Here is a 24,124-nt window from a genome sequence, read left to right as displayed (position 1 = left end):
GTGTGAGAATAAATACATTCTGAGAACAAAGGGAAATGACCTATTCTGCATCTGCTTTAGCTATCAGCTCAGCCAAGATCTGTTTATAACCTTCAACGGGATGCGCACCAGAAACGCCAGATTCACGGTTAAAAATCACCGTTGGTACGCTTGAAATGCCCATTGTCTGCCATTGCTTCTCAGTAATACGTATCGCACCGCGTCGCTGCACATCATCTAACCAACGCATGCCTTCTTCAGCATCAAGACCCACAGAGATAAGTTCTTGCTTTAGAACTTCACGGTCAGAGATGTCTTTCTGTTCACTGAAAAAAGCCGTAAACAGACGTATCTTTAGTTCAGTTTGCTTGCCAAAGCCTTTGGCGTAATCAAGTAGAATGTGTGCGTCAAACGTGTTCACCATCTTCATGTCATCAAAGTAGTTAAACTCGAAGCCATGTTCAGCGCCGATGCCAGCGATACGAATACGCGCATTCTTACTTTCTTCTGCTGTGCTGCCATATTTGCGTGTAACGTGTTCACGAAGATTTTCACCTTCAGCAGGCATGTCAGGATTCAATTCAAACGGTTGCCACTCGATATCGATGCGATCTTCAATTCCAAGCTCGTTAATCGCAGCTTTTAAATGGTTGTAGCCAATGATACACCAAGGGCAGACGACATCACTAATGATGTCGATTTTAACTGTGTTGTTCATAATGGCTCCTTACGCAAAGCACTGTAACCACGTGGTCAAACAGTGCTTTGACTGGCTTTTGATTACTACTTATTCAGGTTAACGCTCGCTAGGGTGCGTCCACGCAAATTTTTGGAACGGCGCATCTGGTTCAGTGTGTGCCAATGCGTTGGTGAAGTTTGAAATAAGCTTTGCAGACAACCCAGTCAGAACTTCCAGAGCTTGGCGTTTGGTAAAGCCAGCGCCCAGAAATGCTTGCAGTTTTTCATCACCGATATGACCACGGTTATCAAGCAGCGCTTTGGTAAAATCGTGCAGTGCTTGCAGCTTGGCATCAGGAATAGCAGTGCCTTCACGCAACGCTTCAATCACTTCATCTGGCATTTTGCCCGCTTTCATCATCCAAGTATGACCAGGAACGCAGTAGTGACAGTTATTTTCAAAGTTTGCGGTCATAAAGACCACTTGCTGCTCCAATGGACTGAACGTTGTGTTTTTCATAAACAGGTCGAAGGCTGTGTTGTATGCTTCGTAGGTTGCCGGCGCTTCAGCGAGAACGGCGTGCAGGTTTGGCAGCATACCGAAGCCTTTTTGTGAGTTCTACCAGAGCTTTAGACTCTTCAGGGGCCGTTTCTGCATTGTAGTAAGTAAATTCAGTGCTCATGACAATTTCCTTAGAAGTTGGCGTCTAGGTGGGCTTCAAAGCGAGCGAAGTCGTTCTCAATGTCCGCGTTTTTCATGACGTCATAGCAAGCGAAAGTAGGCAATGCAGACATGCCAAAGAAGCGGAAGTTGGCATGCATGTGGAACATCAAGTCATCAACACTACGACCTTGGAATAGGTACTCGCTATCATCATTAAATGACTCTTCTGGTGCATTGAATGTGAAAGACAGCATGTATTTTGTATTTGTACGAGTGCCGCCAGTGCCGTAATTTTTCTTTGGTTCCTCTGGTGTCCGACCATCAAACGCACATAACGCGCCACCCATACCAGCGGTAAATACATCATCCATGTATTTCTTAAAAGACCAAGGGATCGTCATCCAGTTGACTGGTGACTGAAGAATGACGCGGTCTGCCCACTCAAAATGCGCTAGTTGTTCATCAACCACGATGTCATCTTGCATCGTCACCACGCGAACTTCGTGGCCCTTTGACTCTAACTGGGCGCGAGCTTTCTCGACCAAAGCCGCATTTAGTTTGCCTTCAGAAAATGGAGATGGTTCGTGTGCGTTTATGATTAGAACGTTAGTCATGATAATTAACCCTTCGATGATTTGACTGTTTTACGGAGCGACCAATGATGTCTCTCTCTTGCGGTTTATTATGGTTACCTACATTTCTAGTTCAATTAGTTAACTTTTGGTAACCACCATGAATGTCAATCGAATTGCAATTAACTGATTGTTTAATATTACTTTTATTTTTTCATTGAGGTGGATGAATAAGCGAATAGGGCAATCAAGGTATCACTGAAATTACTTGACTGGTTACCTACTAAGCTAAACGAAAGGACGTGCGTACTAATAATGTACAGGACGTAAATGATGGATTTCGCCACAAACGATTACGCTTTGCATATCTGTAGTAATTGCTGAATTGCTAATGTTATATTTTTCGAAGCTCAGTTCTATCCGTATCTCTGTTAGTTGATGCGATACTAATAGAAACCCAACCAACGAAGAGTGGGTTATCGCTCAACAGTCGGTAGAGCTACTGTAAAATAGCGCTATTTTAAATTTGTGTTTTCCCTTAAAGCCCTTTCCTATGTGGAAAGGGCTTTTTCATTTCTGCTGCCAACAAATAAGTGAGTAGCAGCCGATGGCACCTTTAAGTTGTTTAACTCACATATTTATTAAGTGATTGCATTGTTTTGTGATGTATATGTGATGAATGTATAATTTCGTGGTTTGTTTGTAATCAACCTCAAACACTACTTAACGTCATTAAATTACTGAGCTTTTGACAATCAAAATCGGTCTTATAAGGGAAGTCATGTTTTTTAGTAAGTCGCTTCAAAAAGAAAATCAGCAATTAAAGCAAGAGCTCTACAGTCTTACCCAAGTGCAGCAAAGCCTTGATCAGGACATGTTACTGCTCTCCCTTAATACTGAAGGTAACGTTACGTCTGTTAACCAGAACTTTTTGCAACAGATGAATCTAACTGAGCAAGAGGTATTGGCAAAGCACATCACTGAACTCGTTCCAGTTAAAGCGAGAAATACAGAGCACTTTCAACGGATGAAACAGTGCGTATTAACCCAAACCTTTTGGAATGGCGCTATGCAGGTTTCTAAAGGGGATGGTGAAGAAGCATGGTTGCGCTCAATGGTTCAACCTATTTTTGATTTCACGGGAAAAGTTATCCGCTTTGCCGTGTGCGCGTCAGAACTGACTCGAACGATCAAAGCCTCTCGTGAGCAAGAAGATATGCTCAACGCATTGAATCGCTCTATGGCGGTCATTGAGTTTAGTTTGGATGGTGTAGTTCTCAAAGCGAATGATAATTTCCTCAAAACAATGGGTTATACGTCGGAACAAGTCACGGGTAAGCATCACCGAATGTTCTGTGATCAAGAAGAAGCGAATTCCCAGGCCTATCAGGAGTTTTGGCATAAACTGGCGAGTGGTCAGTTTGTCTCTGATCGTTTTAAAAGGTTAAATCGCTATGGTGAATTCGTATGGTTGGAAGCGTCTTATAATCCAATCCATAACGATAGGGCAGAGCTCTATAAGGTAGTGAAGTTTGCTACTGATATTACCGAACAAGTTCTTCAAGAGCAGTCGATGGCGCAAGCTGCTCATTTAGCGAATGAAGTCTCCAAAGAGACCGGAACGCAGACAATTCAGGGCCAGCAAGTGATCGGTGCAACGGTTGAGAATATGCAGATGCTCTCAAAACAAATGGAACAAGCCAATGCCGCGATTGAGGAACTCAAAGGTCACTCAGCGAAAATTAGCGAATTAGTAAGGAATATCAGTGGTATTGCCGATCAAACCAATCTGCTTGCGTTGAACGCTGCGATTGAAGCCGCTCGAGCAGGAGAGCATGGACGAGGCTTTGCGGTTGTTGCGGATGAAGTAAGGCAACTTTCACTTCGTACCAATACGACGACCGATGATATTGTCACGATGGTGAAAGAAAATCTTGAGCGCACCAATAACGCTGTCGAGTTGATTTCTCAATGCCAAAAAGATGCCCTGAATACCCTTGAGTTGTCTGAGAAAGCAGGCAACGTCATGAATGATATTCAAGAGGGCGCAAGCCGTGTTGTTGAGGCGGTTGCTCAGTTCAATCGAACGCTCTAGTAACGCCTTACTATTCAAAAATGAGTGATGTTTCCTCGCCAGACACGCAATGTGATCTGGCGCGGATTAACGCTTTTGAAATTGTTAGTTTCATGTATAGTAATTGTGTCTCGCAAACGTCAGCATGTTCCATTCTTATTCATTCCTTGCCTGTATTTGTGACGCTTAAACAATAACTTTCATCGATTTTCTCGACGTCAAAAGCTCGTCTGTCGAACTCGTTACCGAGTATTTTTGTGGGTAATTATGCTTAACTCAGAACATAAAGCGACCATCATTCTTATTGCAACTACCATGATTGCGGCACTTGGCTGGATTTTCTCTAAAGAGACCATACAAGGCTTACCTCCTTTTGGCTTTATTGGTTCGCGATTTACTATCGCAGCGCTTTGTTTGCTGCCTCTGTGTTACCGACCTCTTTTATCCGCGAAGATGAGTGATGTGTTGTCAGCAAGTGGCGTCGGCTTACTGTTGGGTAGTGCGGTCATGACGTGGATCTACGCGATTTCAATAAGTGATACGTTAGGCGAGGGCGCATTCATCATGAGCCTGTCGATGTTGTTTGTTCCTATTGTCGCTTGGATTATGTTCCGTCAACGACCACAACGGATATTTTGGATTTCACTGCCAATTGCAGTAATAGGTTTGGCGTGTCTGTCTCTGGCCGACGGATGGAAGCAGTCTGCCAGTCAGCTTTGGTTTCTTGGCGCGGCGCTTTTGTTGGCATTACACTTTAATGTAAACAGTAAGTTCTCGCAGAAGCTACCTGTATTATTGCTGACTTGTTTGCAGTTATTCTCTGCGGGCTGTCTTGGTTTAGTGGTCTCCTATTTTATGGAGTCACTTCCTGGCGAAGTTGATGCATCAATTTGGTGGTGGTTTGCACTCAGTACCTTGCTTGCGACCAGTTTACGCTACGTGATGCAAACAATGGGACAGAAGTTTGTGCAAGCGGGCAATGCTGCATTGATTATGATTTTGGAGCCGGTATGGACAGTAGTATTGAGTATTCTTTGGTATGGCGAAGTACTGACGACCAACAAACTCATTGGCTGTATGCTCATTCTGTTTTCTTTGGTTATCTATCGAACTGGCGGCAGATTTCGCTTCCCAAAACGTCTTTAACTTTGTCTTAGCGCATTCGCGGCGAGGGTAATGGCTTATGGCTGATATTGACCATCAAGAAACGTTAGACTTTTTAGATAAGGCGAGTGTTTGTTTGTATCGTTCGGGCATCAGCCTATTTTCAGTGTCACTTGTCGGCTTTTCTTTACTTGTTTGGTTCAGCGACCTAGCTAGCCACTACCACAGTGTGTTGGTCTTTATTGGAATCGCAGCCGCGTTTTCAGCCGCTAATATTCATGTTTACAGTAAGAGGGTTCGGTTAGCCATCAGCTGGTCGAGCTGGATTGGTTTAGTACTCATGTTCAGTGATTATGACCTGAGCCGAGTATGGCTGTCGCTAGGGTTTGTTTTTGTTACGTTCTCAGGCATTGCGCTCAAAGAGTCGTTTTGCTTCAAAGTGCCCGGATTAAAACTCGTCCCTTTACTCCTTTTCGTGGCTACCTTCTCACTCTGCTTTAACAATTTGGTTATTGCCTCTGTCGGGATTTTCTTAGCGGGTGTCATCATGGGCTACTTATCGATTGCTAAATGGCGAATGCCACTGCATTTTGATATCGGTAATAAAGCCAAATATGAAGTGTAGTGAGAAGAGCAACCAGCGATGACGGCTCATTACTCATAACGATGACTCAACGCGACTGACACTTTAGATGTGGGCTTCCGATGTAACTCTTCACTGATCATCCAGCCTGCCTTTGCTAATAGCTCTAAATCAACACCTGTTTCTATTCCCAGCCCTCGACAAAGGTATAGAACATCCTCGGTGGCCACATTCCCTTGCGCACCGTGCGCGTATGGGCAGCCACCCAGACCCGCAACACTGCTATCAACGGTTTCAATGCCCATGATGAATGCCTGATAAATATTGGCAAGTGCTTGGCCCCAGGTATCGTGAAAGTGAACGGCCAATTTCTGGCTCGGTATATTCTTTAAAACAGATTGCAGCATTGCTTCCACACGATTTGGTGTGCCAGTGCCTATTGTGTCTCCGAGCGATACTTCATAGCAGCCCATATCAATGAGATTGGTAGCAACATTCCTCACTTGTTTGGGGGCTGTCGCTCCGTCATAAGGGCAGTCGATGACGCATGACAAATAACCACGCACCGGAATGTTATGTTTAGCAGCTTGTTCCATCACCGATTCGAATCGAGACAGACTTTCCGCGATAGAGCAGTTAATGTTGTGCTCGCAGAATCCTTCCGAGCACGAGGTGAAAATGGCAATTTGATTTGCTCCAGCTTCTAGCGCTTGCTCAAAACCTCTCACGTTAGGCACAAGTGCAGAGTAAGTAATGTCGCTGCGTCGGGAGATAGCCTGCATCACCGCTTTAGAGTCGGCCATCTGTGGCACCCATTTGGGTGAAACGAAAGACCCGGCTTCGATATGAGTTAAGCCTGTGTCCGACAACAAGTTGATCAGTCTGACTTTGGTGCTTGTCGAGACGGGTGACTCGTTTTGCAGCCCATCTCGTGCACCCACTTCAACTATCTTTACCTTTGAAGGGAGTGTCATGTTTCCTCCGAATCCGCTTTATTTATCCAGCGCGGAAGACGTTTTTCGAGAAACGCTTGTAAGCCATCTTGCCCCTGCGGCGATACGCGGATATCGGCAATTAATCTGCTCGTGTACTGGATTAGATGAGAGTCAATCGGGTTTTGATGACATTGGTGACACAGGGTTTTTGCCTGACGCATCGCATCAGGGCTGTTTACCAGCAGCGTCTCAATCAACTCATTCAGAGTGTTGTCAATGTCGCTCTCTTCCCTGACTTCATGCACGATCCCAAATCGTTCTGCGTCATCTGAAGATATCACTTCACCACTTAATATGAAGCGGCGAGCCTGTCGATTTCCCATAGCCCGCATGACATAGGGAGCGATCGTCGCTGGAACGAGTCCCAGCTTTACTTCACTTAAACAAAAATTGGCGCTTTTGCTCGCGATAGCTATGTCGCTACAACAAATTAAACCCAAAGCGCCGCCAAATGCAGACCCTTGGACAACGGCGATGGTTGGTTGTGGGAATGTGTCCAGAGTTTCCATTAAACGGGCGAGGTTTTGCGCATCAATGATGTTCTCCTTGCGTGTACTGTTGGCCATGGATTTCATCCAATTTAAATCAGCACCAGAAGAAAAATGCTCCCCGTTACTCCGTAGAACCAGACACCGAACGTCGTTTCTCAACGCCAGATAATCGAGCCTGTGTATTAGCAAATCGATCATACAGGCGTCGAACGCGTTGTGTTTCTTTGTCCTGTTAAGCGTGATGGTTGCGACGCCATATCGGTCAACTTGCCAAAGCACATCATCTTGCCTTTTCGCGTTTGGAATAATGCTCGGTTGAAGTTCGTGCATATATGTGTCCTTTCGATCTTTTCCAAATTTACGTTCTGTTTTTCTCATTCTGCTTTTTTACATACGAAAAACACCAAACTCACTGTCTTGAATCGGCGCGTTTAGTGCGGCATTGAGCGCTTGTGCCAAGACTTGGCGCGTGTTTTTCGGGTCAATAATCCCGTCATCCCACAACCTTGCGCTGGCGTAATACGGATGTCCCTGTGTCTCATATAAGTCTATGATCGATTCTCGAAATGTGTGCTCTTCTTGTTCTGACCAGTTTTCACCCCGGCGTTCTTTTATGTCTTTACGAACCTGAGTTAGCACGCCAGCGGCTTGTTCACCGCCCATTACAGAAATACGTGCATTTGGCCACATCCACATCATCGTCGGATCATAAGCTCTGCCGCACATGCCGTAATTCCCTGCGCCGTAAGAGCCCCCAATAATGATGGTAAACTTAGGCACTTCGGCACAAGCCACCGCCATCACCAGCTTAGCTCCGTGTTTGGCGATGCCTTCTTCCTCTACTTTCTTACCGACCATAAAACCGGTGATGTTTTGTAAAAAGAGTAGGGGCGTTTTGCGTTTGGCACACAGCTCAATAAAGTGCGCGCCTTTTTGTGAAGAGTCAGAAAATAGAATGCCGTTGTTGGCGACAATACCGATCAAATGCCCTTCTATTCGTGCAAATCCACAAACCAGAGTTTTGCCATACAGCGCCTTAAACTCGTCAAAGTCAGAATCATCGACAATGCGGGCAATGACTTCTCTTACGTCAAAGGACAAACGAAGGTTAGCATTGACGATGCCGTACAATTCTTCTGCGTTGTAACGGGGCGGTAAGATGGAGTGCTCGGTTTTTCGTACTTTGGGTTGATTGGCGTTGGCAATCGCCTCGCGTGCGAGCATCAACGCATGTTCATCGTTCTCTGCGTAGTAATCCGCCACCCCTGATTTTCGGCAGTGGACATCAGCGCCACCGAGCTCTTCCCCTGTGACGACTTCCCCAGTTGCGGCTTTTACCAACGGTGGTCCGGCGAGAAATATCGTGCCTTGCTCTTTAACCATGATGGATACGTCTGCCATGGCGGGTACGTATGCGCCACCTGCGGTACACAGTCCCATCACCACGGCGATTTGAGGTATGCCTTTGGCTGACATTTTTGCTTGGTTAAAGAAAATCCGTCCGAAGTGGTCTCTATCAGGAAAGACTTCAGCCTGATGAGGGAGGTTGGCACCGCCAGAATCGACTAAGTACACGCAGGGAAGCCGACAGCGTTGAGCGATTTCTTGTGCTCGCAGATGCTTTTTTACCGTCAGAGGGTAGTAGGTGCCACCTTTTACCGAAGGATCGTTAGCGACCACCATGCATTGGACGCCATTGATCGTTCCAATACCAGCGACGACACCCGCGCAGGGAATGGGCTCGTCGTACACTTCCCAAGCGGCAAACTGGCCGATTTCAAGAAAATCACTCTCATCGTCGAGTAGTCTGGTTATACGCGATCGTACGGGGAGCTTTCCTTTGTTTTGTTGATGCAATATTGCTTTTTTACCACCACCTTGCTTGATGACTTCGGTATCCGTATGCAGCTTGTCCACCAACTTTTCCATTGCGGCTTTGTTTGAAAGAAACAGCTCTTCAGTTGGCTTGGTTCTACTTTTTATGATGGCCATAGAGACTTCCTTTTCAACGCTTGGATTAACGTGATTCCTCGAACAGCTCTCGTCCTATTAACATTCGCCGAATTTCCGAGGTACCCGCTCCAATCTCGTACAGTTTGGCATCGCGTAGCAGCCGTCCGGTTGCGTATTCATTAACGTAGCCATTACCGCCAAGCAGCTGGATAGCATCAAGTGAAATTTGCGTCGCGAGCTCAGCGCTGTATAAGATGACACCTGCCGCGTCTTTACGGGTACATTCACCGCGATCACAGGCCGACGCGACGGTGTAAACATAGGCTTTAGCAGCACTCATGCGCGAGTACATGTCGGCAAGCTTGCCCTGAACCAACTGGAACTCACCGATGGATTTGCCGAACTGCTTACGCTCGTGCACGTAGGGCACCACGATATCCATACAAGCTTGCATGATCCCTAATGGCCCGCCAGCAAGGACCACACGCTCGTAATCAAGGCCACTCATCAGGACTTCGACACCTCGGTTTATTTCGCCGAGAACGTTTTTCTTAGGTACCGCACAATCGGTAAAAACAAGTTCGCAAGTGTTGGAACCGCGCATTCCCAACTTATCAAGCTTCTGTGCGTCGCCGAATCCTTCAAACGTTCGCTCGATAATAAATGCGGTGATTCCTCTCGAACCTGCTCCAGGGTCGGTTTTCGCGTACACCACCAACACGTCGGCATCTGGTCCATTCGTCACCCACATTTTATTGCCGTTAAGCAAAAAATGGTCACCTTTGTCTTCTGCTTTGAGCTGCATGCTGACCACATCCGAACCGGAGTTTGGTTCACTCATTGCGAGTGCACCGATATGCGAACCGTCAATTAGATTAGGTAGATATTTTTTGCGTTGCTCTGCGGTGCCATTGCGGAAAATTTGATTAACGCAAAGGTTGGAATGTGCGCCATAGCTAAGCCCAACAGAGGCTGAAGCGCGACTGACCTCTTCCATGGCGATGACATGGGCAAGATAGCCCATTTCTGCTCCACCATATTGCTCGTCTACCGTTACGCCGAGTAATCCCATCTCGCCAAACAGCGGCCATAAATAGTCGGGGAATTGGTTATTATGATCGATATGGGCAGCGATCGGAGCGATGTGTTCGCTAGCAAAGGCATTCACATGATCCCGGAGCATATCAATGGTTTCACCGAGACCAAAATTGAGTGGGGTATAAGCGGATTTCATAACATTTCCCCTGTAGCAGGATTAAAGTCAGGGATGCGTGGATATTTTATTGTGTTTCTGTAACGTCTGTAAGCAACGTTCTTTCGCGGCGTTTAGCTCGCCCATCACAACTCCGATGTCGTTCATCTGTTGTTGGAGTAACGCTTGCTTTTCTTCAATGATATTGAGCATTTTCAGGAGTTGCTCATCGGTTTGTTGAAGATCATAAAGTTCAAAGAGCTCACGAATTTCGGCGAGTGAAAAGCCCAACCGCTTACCTCTTAATATCAACTTGAGACGGATTTTGTCTCTGCGCTGATAAACACGCATATTGCCTTTACGCTCTGGCTCTATCAGGCCGACATCTTCATAAAACCGGATGCTTCGAGTCGTAATATCGAACTCTTTTGCTAGCTCACTAATTTTATATTTTTCCATCACACACTTACCTCAAATTACTTACCTCGAATAAAAACTAGCTTCTCGAAGTCGGACCCTGTGGTGAAAGGTCGGAGGAAATTTATTCTTTTATCAACTTGTTTCTTTACCTCACTGTAAAGGCTAGTGCTATGCTTACGTAAACGTCAAGAAATCACAGTGCGAAAGATTCATCGTTTGATTTGAAACTTAAGCGGGTATGAAAGTTTTTGATAGCGAGTGTGATGGGTAAGTTCGTATGCTGTGATACATCGTAAAGGGTGTGGAATCATGGGAAATGACATCTGGATTGTCAGTGCGAAAAGAACACCAATCGGTCGCTTTCAGGGGCAACTGCAAACATTTTCTGCTCCATCATTAGGGGCAATCGCAATAAAAAGTGCGCTCCAGCAAGCGGAACTCACAGCCGTCGATGAAGTGTTTATGGGCTGCGTGTTACCAGCAGGTTGCGGTCAGGCACCTGCTCGGCAAGCAGCTCTCGAAGCCGAATTACCAATTTCTACTGGCTGTACCACCATCAACAAGGTGTGCGGTTCCGGCATGAAGAGCGTGATGTTAGCGCACGACCTGATTAAAGCGGGCACTATACGTACAGCTGTCGCTGGTGGCATGGAAAGTATGACTAATGCGCCTTACCTGATGAAAGAGGCGAGAAGTGGCATGAGAATGGGGCATCAGTCCGTTTATGATCATATGTTTCTTGACGGATTAGAGGACGCCTACGAAGGGCTTTTGATGGGCGTGTACGCTCAGCAAATCGCCGACAGACTCCACTTCAGCCGTGAAAAAATGGACGAGTGGGCAGCCATGTCAGCCACGCGGGCTTTAGATGCGCAAGAACAAGGCTTGTTTGAAGAGGAAATCTCCCCGATAGACATTCGAACTAAATCGACTTCTGCTCTTCTGGATTACGACGAACATCCGCGTTCGATTAACTTCGAAAAAATTGCCCAGCTGAAACCAGCCTTTGATATCCATGGTTCTGTGACAGCTGCTAATTCGAGTGCAATTTCAGATGGTGCCGCAGCACTTGTCTTGATGGATGAAGAAACCGCGCAGCACCATCATCTCTCACCACTGGCCATTATAAGAGGCCACACCACACACGCCAGAGAACCTGCAGAATTTACTCTCGCCCCAGTTTATGCGATCGAGCAATTGTTATCAGAGCTCGATTGGACGATAGATGAAATTGATCTTTGGGAGATCAACGAAGCGTTTGCGGTTGTCACGCAAATCGCTATCGCTGAATTGGGTCTCGACCCTGACAAAGTCAACATTAAAGGCGGGGCGTGTGCACTTGGCCATCCTATTGGTGCCAGCGGTGCACGAATACTGGTGACGTTGACCCACAGTTTGCGTCAGCTACAGGCGTTAGGTGTGGATGGCGATTCAAGCAATAAGAAGGTTATGCGAGGGATTGCGGCGATTTGTATCGGTGGTGGAGAAGCAACCGCGATTAGTATCGAGGTACCACTTTAATTCCAGCAATATCAGTAAAGGAGTAGTCAATGATGACTCGTTTGGTCCCCTCATTTATTGGTGGTGAATTTCGTGAATCTCAAACAGCAGATTGGATAGAAGTCACCAACCCTGCCACAAACGATGTGATTGCGTACGTTCCGTGCTCAACGAATGACGAGTTGCATGCTGCGATCGATAGTGCCAAGGCGACATTCCAAACCTGGAAAGAGGTGGCTGTCTCCGAGCGCGCGCGACTCATGCTTCGTTATCAACACTTGTTAAAAGAGCATCACGAAGAAATCGCGGTATTGCTTTCTCATGAAACGGGCAAGATTTTGGCTGATGCCAAAGGAGACGTTTGGCGCGGAATTGAAGTGGTTGAACAAGCAGCGAATATTGCCAGTAACCTGATGGGTGAAACGGTAGAAAACGTCGCGACTGATATCGACAGTTACTCGCTGATTCAACCTTTGGGCGTGTGTTGCGGGATCACCCCGTTTAACTTTCCAGCCATGATCCCGTTATGGATGTTTCCAATTGCGATTGCCAGCGGTAACACATTCGTTCTCAAGCCTTCAGAGCAGGTGCCTTTAACGTCGATTCGTCTTGCTGAATTGTTTGAAGAAGCAGGCGCTCCAAAAGGCGTATTGCAGATCGTTCACGGACGTAAAGAGCAAGTGGATTTTCTACTCACACATAACGATATTCGCGCGATCTCTTTTGTCGGTTCCGTTCCGGTGGCGCAAGATATTTATACGACAGGGACAAAACACTTTAAGCGAGTGCAGGCGTTTGCAGGTGCTAAAAACCACATGGTGATCATGCCAGATGCGAACAAAGATCACGTGGTGAGTAATTTAGTCGGCTCTTCAGTGGGAGCAGCGGGGCAGCGCTGCATGGCAATCTCAGTGGCGGGGTTTGTCGGTGACTCAAAAGAGTGGATAGACGACATTAAACGGGAGATGGAAAACGTACATCCGGGGGCGTGGGATGATGAAGATGCCGCATATGGTCCGCTTATTAGCGAGCAGGCAAAACAGCGCGTATTGGGTTTGATTGAGTTGGGCAAACAACAAGGTGCAGAGTGTGTGCTTGATGGCAGCCAATGCGAAGTAGAGGGGTTTCCTGACGGCAACTGGGTCGGACCGACATTGTTCCGGGGAGTGACGACAGACATGTCGGTGTACACGCAGGAGATCTTTGGTCCTGTCTTAGTGTGTATGGAAGTGGATACGCTGCAAGAAGCCATTGAGTTGGTTAATCGCAACCCGTATGGCAACGGTACGTCAATTTTCACAGCGAATGGCGCGGCGGCACGAAAGTATCAGCACGAAATTATGGTGGGACAAGTCGGCATTAATGTACCGATTCCGGTGCCTTTGCCATTTTTCTCCTTCACGGGTTGGCGTGGCAGTTTTTATGGCGACCTTCATGCTTATGGTAAGCAGGCTGTCCGATTCTACACCGAAACCAAAACCGTCACGTCGCGTTGGTTCGATGATGATATTCCAAGCGGGCCAAACCTCACGATCCACCTGCGCTAAACCGATAGCAAGGAGCTTTTATGGACTTTGAACTCAACGAAGATCAACGTGCATTTTCCGATACAGCGCAGCAGTTTGCCGCCGAGCGTTTGGCTCCCACGGCAGCGGAATGGGATGAAAAACAGATCTTCCCGAAAGAGGTGCTGCGAGAAGCGGGCGAGTTAGGTTTTTTGAGCCTTTACACACCGGAAGAGCAAGGCGGATTGGGCCTGAGCCGTTTAGACTCGTCGATCATTTTTGAACAATTATCCATGGGCTGTACTTCGACAACGGCGTTTATGACCATCCACAATATGGTGAGTTGGATGATAGCTAGTTTTGCCAGTGACGTGGTTAAAGCGCAGTTTTGTCCCAAATTAGTAACGGGAGACTGGCTAGGATCTTATTGTTTAACAGAGCCAAATGCGGGGTCTGATGCGGCTTCACTGACCACTTCCGCCACGAAAAAAGGCGATCAATACATTCTTAATGGCAGCAAAACATTTATTTCTGGAGCTGGCGATACTGATGTGTTGATCGTTATGGCCCGAACCGGAGAGCAAGGAGCGAAAGGTGTTTCCGCTTTTGTGGTTGAGGCAAATGCGAAAGGCATCAGCTATGGGCGTAAAGAGCCGAAAATGGGGTGGAACAGTCAACCGACTCGTGCCGTCACATTCGAAAACGTCACCGTTCCAGCCAATCAGCTGTTAGGTGAAGAAGGGCAAGGATTTGTCTTTGCGATGAAAGGGTTAGACGGCGGGCGAATTAATATCGCAACCTGCTCAGTCGGGACGGCGCAACAGGCTCTTAACCACGCAACTCAATATATGCAGGAACGTAAGCAGTTCGGCAAAACGTTAGCGCAATTTCAGGCGTTGCAGTTTAAATTAGCGGACATGGCAACAGAGCTGGTTGCAGCAAGACAACTGGTTCGTTACGCCGCAAGTAAACTCGATAACGGTGATCCAAACGCATCGACCTATTGTGCCATGGCAAAACGTTTTGCAACGGATGTCGGGTTTCAAGTCTGTGACCAAGCCTTACAGCTTTACGGTGGTTATGGTTACATCAAAGAATACCCGATGGAACGTTATTTCCGCGACGTTCGTGTGCATCAGATCCTTGAAGGTACCAACGAGATCATGCGTTTGATCATCGCACGCCGTTTGTTGTCAGCAGAATCATCATTACTGTAAATCTGCATTCGAACAATTTCATCAGGAAAGGATTCGAACTATGTCATCACCTCAAGACGCTATTCAACACACTATTAATGATCATATCGCTGTGATTACGATGAACAACCCGCCGGCAAATACCTGGACGGCGGACAGTCTCAACGCGTTAAAAACCCTCGTCCTTGAGCTGAACCAAAATAAAGGCGTGTATGCGCTCGTCATAACAGGGAATGGAGAGAAGTTTTTTTCAGCAGGCGCAGACCTCAAACTTTTTGCTGACGGAGACAAAGCGGTGGCACTCGGTATGGCTCGAGCGTTTGGGGAAGCGTTTGAAACCCTCGCCGATTTTCGTGGGGTTTCCATTGCAGCAATAAACGGCTACGCCATGGGCGGAGGATTAGAAGTCGCGTTGGCGTGTGATCTCCGAGTAGTGGAAGAACAAGCGGTGCTGGCATTACCAGAAGCAAAAGTGGGTCTGCTGCCATGTGCAGGTGGAACGCAGAACCTAACGGCTTTAGTTGGTGAAGGCTGGGCTAAGCGTATGATTCTTTGTGGTGAACAACTCAGCGCAACTCAAGCAAACGAACTAGGCTTAGCAGAGGAGCTTGTGCCAAAAGGCGAAGCACTAACCAAAGCGATGGCGTTGGCATTGTCGGTGGCAAATCAGTCGCCATCCTCTGTGGCGGCATGCAAATTACTGATTCAAAACATGCGCTCAGCACCATTAAAGCATGGACTTATCAAAGAGCGAGAGCTGTTTCTTAACCTCTTTGATACCGAAGATCAAACGGAAGGTGTACGAGCCTTTCTTGAGAAACGCGAGCCTAAGTGGAAAAACCAATAGGAGGCCAAATGGCAGGAAAGGTAACGATCACTGAATTGGAGTGTGCAGACGCTATTCATCGAATTGGCGTTGCGACTTTAGACAATGTCTCATCATTAAATGCGCTTACTTACGACATGTTAGTTCAACTCCATGATCAGTTGCTGAAATGGAAAGACGACCCCCATTTGGTGTGTGTGGTTCTTAGCGGTGCCGGAGAAAAAGCATTTTGTGCGGGTGGTGATGTCAGGGCTATTTATCATGTCATGCATGACGAAGGGAAAGACTCCACTGCCGAGTTTTGTACCCGCTACTTTACGTTGGAGTATGAGTGCGACTACCTCATCCATACCTATAACAAACCCGTTATTGCTTGGGGCGAAGGTATTGTGATGGGCGGAGGCATGGGGCTTTTTATGGGAGCAAGCCACAGAGTGGTCACACCTACATCGCGTCTTTCCATGCCGGAAATTAGTATCGGGCTTTACCCCGATGTGGGAGGGACTTGGTTCTTAAGTCAAATTGACCCTGAGGTTGGCTTATTTCTTGGTTTGACCGGCGCGTTAGTAAATTCGAGTGACGCTGTCACAATTGGCTTCGCGGCTTGGCTGTTATTAGAAGAGCATTATCCAACTTTATTGCAAGAGCTTCAGAGCTTGCCGTGGGGGAGCAATAACGCGAAAGAATTGGTGAATGCGCTGTTAGCTCTGATGGAAGAAAGTGTCATCGACAGTAAACCAACCACACAAATTTGTCCATGTCTGGAGCAAATCAAGCAAGCATGCAAAGGTTTTGATCTCAACCTTATTGCCCAGCGAGTGATGGCCATGGAGAACACTAATCCGTGGCTAGAAAATGCAAAACAAACGTTCGCCGCTGGCAGTCCTATCACAGCGCATATTTGCTTCAGGCAAGTCAAAGAGTTTCATAGTTTACCACTGGCAGACTGCTTCCGATTGGAACTCACACTCTCTGTCCGTTGTGCTTTATTAGGTGAGTTTAAAGAAGGTGTGCGCGCCAGGCTGATTGATCGCGATGGCGAACCAAACTGGATGTTTAACAGTGTTACTGAAGTTGATGAGGATCTCGTTGATACGCTCTTTACCTCGTTGTGGGCAAAAGATGAACATCCTCTGGCAGAGTTAGGGTCTGTTGAGCGACTAAACGAAAGCTAAACAGACCGTACAAACGAAGGAGATTTATCATGAGTACCATTGCATTCATAGGTTTAGGCAATATGGGCAGCCCAATGGCGCAGAACCTGTTAGCGTCGGGGTTCAATGTACAAGTGTTTGATTTGGACACCGAAGCCGCCAGAAAGTTAGAACCATTTGGCGCTATCGTGGCGAGTTCTTTGCCGGAAGTGGTGGATGGTGCAGGTACGGTGATTACGATGTTACCTGCTGCATCACACGTGAGAAGTGTTTACCTTGGCGACTTACACGGTGGGGTTGGGGTACTGAACCTCGTGGCACCAAATACCTTACTCATCGATTGTTCTACCATTGATCCAGATTCGTCACGATTGGTTGCGAACGAAGCGGGAAATAAGCAGCTATTGTTCGTGGATTCACCTGTATCAGGAGGGGTAACTGGAGCAAAAGCGGCGACTTTGACGTTTATCGTTGGGGGCTCAGATCAAGCTTTCTCAAAAGCCAACGCTATTTTGCAATACATGGGCAGAAATGTGTTCCATGCAGGTAAAGCCGGCGATGGTCAGATGGCTAAGATCTGCAATAACTTGATGCTCGGTATTTTAATGTCCGGAACGTGTGAAGCGCTCAATCTCGGCATTGATCATGGTCTCGATCCTAAGGTTCTCTCGAATATCATGCTGCAAAGCTCAGGACGCAACTGGGCATTAGAGCTCTACAATCCTTGTCCTGGTGTGATGGAAAGTGCGCCGGCAAGTCATCAATATCAACCGGGCTTTATGAGCAAATTGATGCTGAAAGATTTGGGCTTAGGGTTGGATGCCGCTTTACAAACGCATTCTTCTGTACCTATGGGGTCGCTTGCTCGTAATTTGTATGCGTTCCATAACTCAAGCGGATATGGGGAGCTCGATTTCTCAAGTTTGTTTGAGTTCTATAAAAATCAAAAATAAGTGTAATTAATGAATGTGAGAGATTCATTTTCTCGCTCGTTCTTCGCGGTAGGGAATGACGATGTTCGATAACCGACTACTATTCATGTCACTCGTCATTCCGGCAAAACCCTAACGGACTATTACCTATAGAGACTTTCTATTTGTGACATTGTCACGACGCTTCTCGGAAAAGTTACAAAACGTTGGAGTATCGTCATGGATTTAAGAAACAGTGTTATCGCTATTACTGGCGCGGGGCAGGGGCTCGGACAGATGACGGCGATTGTTCTTGCTCGTGCGGGCGCTGACTTGGCTCTGCTTGATATCAATGAAGCTGGATTGCGAGACACTCAACAGCAATGCCAGATGTTGAGTGCTAAGGCGCTCACTTACCAATTAGATGTCACCAATGAACAGGACGTTGAACAGACGTTCAGTGACATTATTCAAGATTTTGGTCGGCTTAACGGGCTCGTTAACAATGCAGGCGTATTAAAAGATGGCTTGCTGGTCAAAATGAAAGAGGGTGCTATCTCCAAGATGCCATTAGAACAGTTCAATCTGGTCATGAATGTAAATGTAACTGGTACTTTCCTTTGTGGTCGAGAGGCGGCAGTGAAAATGATAGAAACTGAATCTAGTGGTGTGATCATCAATATTTCAAGTGTTGCGCGTGCGGGAAACATCGGTCAAACCAATTATTCTGCTTCCAAAGCGGCGGTCGCAACGATGGCCACCACCTGGTCACGCGAGTTAGCCAAATATGGTATCCGTGCGGCGGCAATTGCGCCGGGTGTCGTACACACCCCTATGGCTGGGAATATGAAACCGGAAGTAATAGAACGTCTGGAAAAAATAATTCCAGTCGGAAGAATGGCAAAGGCGGAAGAAATCGCACAGTCAGTGAAGTATATCTTTGAAAATGAGTACTTTACAGGGAGAGTGCTAGAAATTGATGGTGGTCTGAGGATGTAACCGAACGAATAAATTTTAGGGTTTTAACTAACTAATTTTAAAGATATTTTCTTTCCATTTTGAGTGTAACTGGGTATGTAACCAACGATTCATAAACCAACTGAATGCTATGTGTATTAGATAGTTTTTGAGCAAATACCATGTAAAAAATGTGTGAAATCAGTAAATTGATCTATGTCACATTTTGTGTCCTAGGTTTTTAGTGATTATGATGTGAGTTTTGAGTGATTAACTCGTCAATAGCCAACGTTTATTATTTCCATTTAAGCTACAGCCCTTCAGGCATAAAGGCTTCTAATTCTTATTTAAGCTGCTTCGCTGAGAATTCCCTTTCTTTACTTTCTGTTGATAAATGAAATGTTAGTTTCCAGATATGGCTCGTGAGCTTTAACTGCGAAGTCCTCATAATGCGGCCGAATGTAACATTGTATTTCAAAGTGTAACAATAAACTCACACTGGTTGTGGGGTTTTAATTGCGTTTTGACGTCCAATGTCGCATACGCTCAACACATAAACATTCTAATGACTATAACAACTGGTTCTGGGCATTTGCTTAGAAACCAGACAACCATCGAGAAAGTTAATGGAAGCCTCAAGATACACACGCATCTTATCGAGAGGGAGTCTGGCGTCCGTCATACTTTTGCTCTCAGGATGTAATTCTGCTTTGCTTGACCCCAAAGGTGCTATTGGTGTCCAGGAAAAAGAGCTGATCATCACTGCTCTTTTGCTGATGTTGATCGTCGTGATCCCCGTGATTCTTATGACGATTTACTTCGCCTATCGATACCGCGCAAGTAACACTCATGAAGAGTACGCCCCTGAGTGGTCGCACTCGACCAAAATCGAAGTGGTGGTATGGACTATTCCAATCATCATTATTGCGATTCTAGCCGCTATCACATGGCGTTCTACTCACGAACTGGAGCCATCTAAGCCTCTGGAAAGTGACGTAAAACCGATAACGATAGAAGTCGTTGCGCTAGATTGGAAATGGCTGTTCATCTACCCGGAAGAAAATATCGCGACGGTTAACTACGTAGCGTTTCCAAAAGATGTGCCAGTTCAGTTCAAATTGACGTCCGACAACATCATGAACGCGTTCTTCATTCCTCGTTTAGGTAGTCAGATTTACGCCATGCCAGGAATGGTAACCAAGCTAAACCTGATTGCTAACCACGAAGGTGACTTCAAGGGCTTTGCGTCGAACTTCAGTGGGGAAGGCTTCTCACAAATGAAGTTCACTGCGTCAGCTATGCCTGATCGCGCTGCATTCCTGAATTGGGTGCAGAAAGTTAAAGCGAGTCCAGACCGCATCGAAGACTGGGTACAGTACAGCACGCTAGCTGAACCTAGTATCGCTGAGCCGGTGACCTTGTTCTCAAGTGTACCTCCGTTCCTGTTCAGCAACGTCGTGACTCAGCATCCTGGTTCTATGAACTGTTTGCCTGAAAACCAAGGATAATCGCAATGTTTGGAAGATTAACTCTGGATTCAATTCCATTCCATGAACCTATTATCGTCATCACCCTAGCGGTAGTGGCTTTAGTCGGTTTAGCCGTGGTTTACGCGGTGACTAAAGCTGGAAAGTGGCAGTATTTGTGGAATGAATGGTTTACTTCGGTAGACCACAAAAAACTAGGCTTTATGTACATCGCGGTTGCGATGGTAATGCTTATTCGTGGTTTCGCTGACGCGGTAATGATGCGTAGTCAGCAGCTACTTTCGTCTGCTGGTGAGGCGGGTTACCTGCCACCAGAACACTATGACCAAATTTTTACGGCTCACGGCGTGATCATGATTTTCTTCGTCGCAATGCCATTGGTTATTGGTCTGATGAACATCATCGTTCCGCTGCAAATTGGCGCACGTGACGTGGCTTTCCCGTACCTAAATAACCTAAGCTTCTGGCTGTTTATCGTTGGTGTTATCCTGACGAACATGTCGCTAGGTCTTGGTGAGTTTGGCCGTACTGGTTGGTTGGCTTATCCGCCATTATCAGGTATCGAAGCAAGTCCTGGAGTCGGCGTTGATTACTGGATTTGGGCGCTGCAAATTTCAGGTGTTGGTACAACGCTAACAGGTGTGAACTTCTTCGCGACAATCCTGCGCATGCGTACGCCTTCAATGCCAATGATGAAAATGCCTGTTTTCACTTGGGCATCTCTGTGTGCAAACATCCTAATCATCATTTCATTCCCAATCCTGACGGTAACTATCGCGCTACTAACGCTGGATAGATATCTGGGCATGCACTTCTTTACCAATGATCTTGGCGGCAACGTAATGATGTACGTCAACCTGATTTGGGCATGGGGTCACCCAGAAGTGTACATTTTGATCCTGCCGATCTTCGGTGTGTTCTCAGAAGTGACAGCGACATTCTCTCGCAAGAAGCTGTTTGGTTACACCTCGCTGGTATGGGCAACGATTGTAATTACAATTCTCGCTTTTGTTGTTTGGCTACACCACTTCTTCACAATGGGTTCTGGTGCAAACGTAAATGCCTTCTTTGGTATCGCCACGATGATCATTTCTATCCCGACCGGGGTTAAGATCTTCAACTGGCTATTCACCATGTACAAAGGGCGTATTCGCTTTACAACGCCAATGTTGTGGACGGTTGGCTTCCTGATCACCTTTACCGTTGGTGGTATGACGGGTGTATTGATGGCGGTACCGGGTGCGGACTTCGTTCTGCATAACTCAGTATTCCTGATTGCACACTTCCACAACGTAATTATCGGTGGTGTGGTATTTGGTTGTTTCGCCGCAATCACTTACTGGTTCCCGAAAGCGACAGGTTTCACCATGAATGAAGCTTGGGGCAAACGTGCGTTCTATCTTTGGATCATTGGTTTCTTGATGGCGTTCCTACCGCTATACGCGTTGGGCTTTATGGGTATGACTCGTCGTATCAGCCAAGAAATCAACCCAGAATTCTTCCCACTATTGGCGGTTGCTGCCGCTGGTACAGTCGTCATTGCTCTGGGCGTATTGTCTCAATTCATCCAAATTTACGTCAGTATTCGTGACCGCGAGCAAAACCGTGATCTTACTGGTGACCCGTGGGATGGCCGTACTCTTGAGTGGGCAACGTCTTCACCACCACCGTTCTACAACTTTGCACACCTTCCAAAAGGTGATGTGCTGGATTCATTCTGGTACGAGAAACAAAGTGGTGAGTTTGATCCAACTAAGGAAGTGGAATACGAGCGTATTCACATGCCTAAGAACACGCCAACAGGCATTTATGTGTCAGCTTGGTCACTACTATTCGGCTTTGGCATGATTTGGTACATCTGGTGGTTAGCTGGCTTGAGTCTGGTAGCTATCGTCGTAACTTGTATCAAACACAGCTACAACGAAGATGTGGACTACTACGTTGAAGTTGAAGAAATCAAAGCGATTGAAGCAGCACGACGTGCACAGCTTGAAGAAGCGAAGAAAGGTTCAGTGAAAGATAACGAAAGCAAAGATGATCTGGAGGTGACGTATGCAAACTAATGTCGCTGCTCATCATGACCATGATCACCACCATGACACGAATGGCAATAAGCTGTTTGGTTTCTGGGTTTACCTGATGAGCGACTGTGTATTGTTCGCAACTTTGTTTGCAACGTACGCAGTACTTTCCAGCAACTCGATTGCTGGCCCAACAGGTAAAGACATTTTCGAATTGCCTTTCGTGTTCGTTGAAACTATGTTGCTGCTATTCAGTAGTATCACGTTTGGTTTTGGCATGATTGCGATGAAACGTAATGATGTTGCTGGCCTTAAGCGCTGGCTGCAAATTACTTTTGCGCTGGGTCTTGGCTTCATCTGCATGGAAGTTTACGAGTTCCATCACTTGATTGCTGAAGGTTACGGCCCTCAGGAAAGTGCGTTTCTTTCTGCGTTCTTTACATTGGTAGGTACGCACGGCTTGCACGTGTCATTTGGTCTAATTTGGTTGGCAGTGGCTTATCACCAACTGTCTACCAAAGGCCTGAACGATAACATGGCGATGCGTTTTAACTGCTTGAGCCTGTTCTGGCACTTCCTGGATATTGTTTGGATCTGTGTCTTTACCATCGTTTACTTACTGGGGGTAATGTAATGGGACAACATATTGAAACAAGTGCGTCTGATTACGTTAAAGGCTTCGTTGCGTCGCTTATTCTAACGGTGATTCCATTCTACTTTGTTTGGGCGCAATCTCTGCCACAGGCAACGACATACGCGGTTCTGTTTGGCTGTGCATTGGTTCAGATCTTTGTGCACTTCAAATACTTCCTGCATATGGAAGCGAAGACAGATGATGGTCGCTGGAATCTGGTTTCACTAATGTTTACTGCCATTGTTGTGCTTATTCTGATCGCAGGTTCGATCTGGATTATCTACAACATGAACGTCAACATGAAATTGTAGGCCAAGGTATGCTGAAAAGTTATTTGTCTATCACCAAACCGGGCATTATTTTCGGCAACCTGATTTCTGTTGCGGCGGGTTTTTTCCTCGCCGCAAAAACAGAACCTGCTAGTCTGACGTTGTTTCTGACAACGCTGGCTGGTGTGGGGCTTGTGATTGCTTCAGGTTGTGTGGTGAACAATATTTTTGACCGCGATATCGATCAAAAGATGGCGCGTACTCAGAACCGAGAGCTAGCCAAAGGTAACATCAATATTGATGTCGCGTTTGTCTATGCTTTGGTTCTGCTTTTGGTTGGAACCGGGTTACTGTTTCAACTTGCGAATCCGCTTTCTGCGGTGGTCGTCCTGCTTGGTTACGTGTACTACGTGTTCTTTTACACCATGTGGTACAAGCGTAACTCGGTATATGGCACATTAGTCGGCAGTATTTCTGGCGCGGTTCCGCCATTAGTTGGCTATCTGGCAGTGACAAACTTCATTAGCTTAGAAGCCATTTTGCTGTTCACTATGTTCTGCCTGTGGCAAATGCCGCACTCGTACGCGATTGCCATGTTCCGCATGCAAGACTACCGAGAAGCGGGCATTCCTGTACTGCCTGTTAAAGAAGGCATCCATAAAGCCCATCGTCATATGAAAGCGTACGTGGTGGCCTTCGGTGCTGTTTCATTGGGACTCTTTTTGCTTGGTGAAGCAGGGTATGAATACCTGGCTGTCGCAGCTGTTGTTTGCTTTATGTGGACAAAAGTGACTTTCCGCAGCATTGACGATGAAAACTACGTAGCGTGGTCGAAGTCGGTGTTTAAAGTCTCTTTGCTGGTGGTAATGGGAATCAGTGGAGTGCTAGGGGTAGAGTTACTTCCGTTGGCGATTTAGACGTTAGACGCCAATTCGCATAGGAAGAAATCCGTACTTCGG

Annotated in this window: 23 protein-coding genes; 15 read left to right on the top strand and 8 right to left on the bottom strand. The window is 46.6% G+C overall.

Annotation, left to right across the window (positions count from 1 at the left end; all coding sequences use genetic code 11):
* Positions 1–40: 40 nt before the first annotated feature.
* The 3 genes from VEJY3_RS20775 to VEJY3_RS20765 all read right to left on the bottom strand — a co-directional run bounded on the left by VEJY3_RS20775 (position 41) and on the right by VEJY3_RS20765 (position 1,935).
* Positions 41–697: a DsbA family oxidoreductase gene (locus VEJY3_RS20775; protein WP_014234395.1), complete on the bottom strand. Its 657-nt coding sequence runs from the start codon at positions 695–697 to the stop codon at positions 41–43.
* Positions 698–775: 78 nt separating this feature from the next.
* Positions 776–1,255 carry a carboxymuconolactone decarboxylase family protein gene (locus tag VEJY3_RS20770; RefSeq protein ID WP_014234394.1) on the bottom strand — a complete coding sequence of 160 codons (480 nt, stop codon included), beginning with the start codon at positions 1,253–1,255 and terminating at the stop codon, positions 776–778.
* Positions 1,256–1,350: 95 nt separating this feature from the next.
* Positions 1,351–1,935, bottom strand: coding sequence for an NAD(P)H-dependent oxidoreductase (locus tag VEJY3_RS20765; RefSeq protein ID WP_014234393.1), 585 nt, complete (start codon positions 1,933–1,935; stop codon positions 1,351–1,353).
* A 739-nt stretch (positions 1,936–2,674) separates the two neighbouring features.
* Between VEJY3_RS20765 and VEJY3_RS20760 the strand changes: the two genes are divergently transcribed.
* From VEJY3_RS20760 to VEJY3_RS20750, 3 genes are all read left to right on the top strand, one after another.
* Entirely contained in the window at positions 2,675–3,988 is a 1,314-nt protein-coding gene (locus VEJY3_RS20760) for a PAS domain-containing methyl-accepting chemotaxis protein (RefSeq protein ID WP_014234392.1), read from the top strand.
* Positions 3,989–4,234: 246 nt separating this feature from the next.
* Entirely contained in the window at positions 4,235–5,113 is an 879-nt protein-coding gene (locus VEJY3_RS20755; RefSeq protein WP_014234391.1) for a DMT family transporter, read from the top strand.
* Between the two features lie 37 nt (positions 5,114–5,150).
* Entirely contained in the window at positions 5,151–5,696 is a 546-nt protein-coding gene (locus VEJY3_RS20750; protein WP_014234390.1) for a DUF2301 domain-containing membrane protein, read from the top strand.
* Positions 5,697–5,725: 29 nt separating this feature from the next.
* Here the strand turns inward: VEJY3_RS20750 and VEJY3_RS20745 are convergent, their stop codons facing one another.
* From VEJY3_RS20745 to VEJY3_RS20725, 5 genes are read right to left on the bottom strand one after another with little or no spacing between them, the layout of a single operon-like run.
* Entirely contained in the window at positions 5,726–6,628 is a 903-nt protein-coding gene (locus VEJY3_RS20745) for a hydroxymethylglutaryl-CoA lyase (RefSeq protein WP_014234389.1), read from the bottom strand.
* Entirely contained in the window at positions 6,625–7,470 is an 846-nt protein-coding gene (locus tag VEJY3_RS20740; protein ID WP_014234388.1) for an enoyl-CoA hydratase-related protein, read from the bottom strand. The genes VEJY3_RS20745 and VEJY3_RS20740 overlap by 4 nt, the downstream gene beginning before the upstream one ends.
* A 57-nt stretch (positions 7,471–7,527) precedes the next feature.
* Positions 7,528–9,132 carry a carboxyl transferase domain-containing protein gene (locus VEJY3_RS20735; protein WP_014234387.1) on the bottom strand — a complete coding sequence of 535 codons (1,605 nt, stop codon included), beginning with the start codon at positions 9,130–9,132 and terminating at the stop codon, positions 7,528–7,530.
* A gap of 25 nt (positions 9,133–9,157) precedes the next feature.
* On the bottom strand, positions 9,158–10,327 hold the full coding sequence (locus VEJY3_RS20730; RefSeq protein ID WP_014234386.1) for an isovaleryl-CoA dehydrogenase: 1,170 nt from the start codon (positions 10,325–10,327) through the stop codon (positions 9,158–9,160).
* Positions 10,328–10,354: 27 nt separating this feature from the next.
* Positions 10,355–10,744, bottom strand: coding sequence for a MerR family DNA-binding transcriptional regulator (locus VEJY3_RS20725; RefSeq protein WP_014234385.1), 390 nt, complete (start codon positions 10,742–10,744; stop codon positions 10,355–10,357).
* A gap of 270 nt (positions 10,745–11,014) precedes the next feature.
* On the opposite strand from VEJY3_RS20725, the gene VEJY3_RS20720 reads away from it, so the two are divergent.
* The 12 genes from VEJY3_RS20720 (at position 11,015) to cyoE (ending at position 24,082) form a co-directional block, all read left to right on the top strand.
* Positions 11,015–12,226, top strand: a complete 1,212-nt coding sequence (locus VEJY3_RS20720) for a thiolase family protein (protein ID WP_014234384.1) — start codon at positions 11,015–11,017, stop codon at positions 12,224–12,226.
* 32 nt (positions 12,227–12,258) lie between these two features.
* A complete protein-coding gene (locus tag VEJY3_RS20715; RefSeq protein ID WP_014234383.1) occupies positions 12,259–13,752 on the top strand; it encodes a CoA-acylating methylmalonate-semialdehyde dehydrogenase in 1,494 nt (497 codons plus the stop codon).
* A gap of 20 nt (positions 13,753–13,772) precedes the next feature.
* Positions 13,773–14,927, top strand: a complete 1,155-nt coding sequence (locus VEJY3_RS20710; protein WP_014234382.1) for an acyl-CoA dehydrogenase family protein — start codon at positions 13,773–13,775, stop codon at positions 14,925–14,927.
* Positions 14,928–14,967: 40 nt separating this feature from the next.
* Complete coding sequence (locus tag VEJY3_RS20705) at positions 14,968–15,753, top strand: enoyl-CoA hydratase (RefSeq protein WP_014234381.1); 786 nt, start codon at positions 14,968–14,970, stop codon at positions 15,751–15,753.
* A gap of 8 nt (positions 15,754–15,761) precedes the next feature.
* Positions 15,762–16,907, top strand: a complete 1,146-nt coding sequence (locus tag VEJY3_RS20700; RefSeq protein ID WP_014234380.1) for an enoyl-CoA hydratase/isomerase family protein — start codon at positions 15,762–15,764, stop codon at positions 16,905–16,907.
* Between the two features lie 29 nt (positions 16,908–16,936).
* Positions 16,937–17,839 carry a 3-hydroxyisobutyrate dehydrogenase gene (gene mmsB, locus VEJY3_RS20695; RefSeq protein ID WP_014234379.1) on the top strand — a complete coding sequence of 301 codons (903 nt, stop codon included), beginning with the start codon at positions 16,937–16,939 and terminating at the stop codon, positions 17,837–17,839.
* 198 nt (positions 17,840–18,037) lie between these two features.
* Entirely contained in the window at positions 18,038–18,796 is a 759-nt protein-coding gene (locus tag VEJY3_RS20690; RefSeq protein ID WP_014234378.1) for an SDR family oxidoreductase, read from the top strand.
* A gap of 584 nt (positions 18,797–19,380) precedes the next feature.
* Entirely contained in the window at positions 19,381–20,262 is an 882-nt protein-coding gene (gene cyoA / locus VEJY3_RS20685; protein ID WP_024372973.1) for a ubiquinol oxidase subunit II, read from the top strand.
* A 5-nt stretch (positions 20,263–20,267) separates the two neighbouring features.
* Positions 20,268–22,304: a cytochrome o ubiquinol oxidase subunit I gene (gene cyoB, locus VEJY3_RS20680; protein ID WP_014234376.1), complete on the top strand. Its 2,037-nt coding sequence runs from the start codon at positions 20,268–20,270 to the stop codon at positions 22,302–22,304.
* Complete coding sequence (gene cyoC / locus VEJY3_RS20675; protein WP_014234375.1) at positions 22,294–22,896, top strand: cytochrome o ubiquinol oxidase subunit III; 603 nt, start codon at positions 22,294–22,296, stop codon at positions 22,894–22,896. The genes cyoB and cyoC overlap by 11 nt, the downstream gene beginning before the upstream one ends.
* Positions 22,896–23,207, top strand: a complete 312-nt coding sequence (cyoD, locus tag VEJY3_RS20670; RefSeq protein ID WP_014234374.1) for a cytochrome o ubiquinol oxidase subunit IV — start codon at positions 22,896–22,898, stop codon at positions 23,205–23,207. The genes cyoC and cyoD overlap by 1 nt, the downstream gene beginning before the upstream one ends.
* Positions 23,168–24,082 carry a heme o synthase gene (gene cyoE / locus VEJY3_RS20665; RefSeq protein WP_202796689.1) on the top strand — a complete coding sequence of 305 codons (915 nt, stop codon included), beginning with the start codon at positions 23,168–23,170 and terminating at the stop codon, positions 24,080–24,082. Before cyoD ends, cyoE begins: the two co-directional genes overlap by 40 nt.
* Positions 24,083–24,124: the final 42 nt, after the last annotated feature.

The organism is Vibrio sp. EJY3 (assembly GCF_000241385.1).
GTDB lineage: Bacteria > Pseudomonadota > Gammaproteobacteria > Enterobacterales > Vibrionaceae > Vibrio > Vibrio natriegens.
The sequence above is the reverse complement of the archived record's forward strand: the minus strand, read 5'-3'. Positions and strand labels throughout refer to the sequence as shown.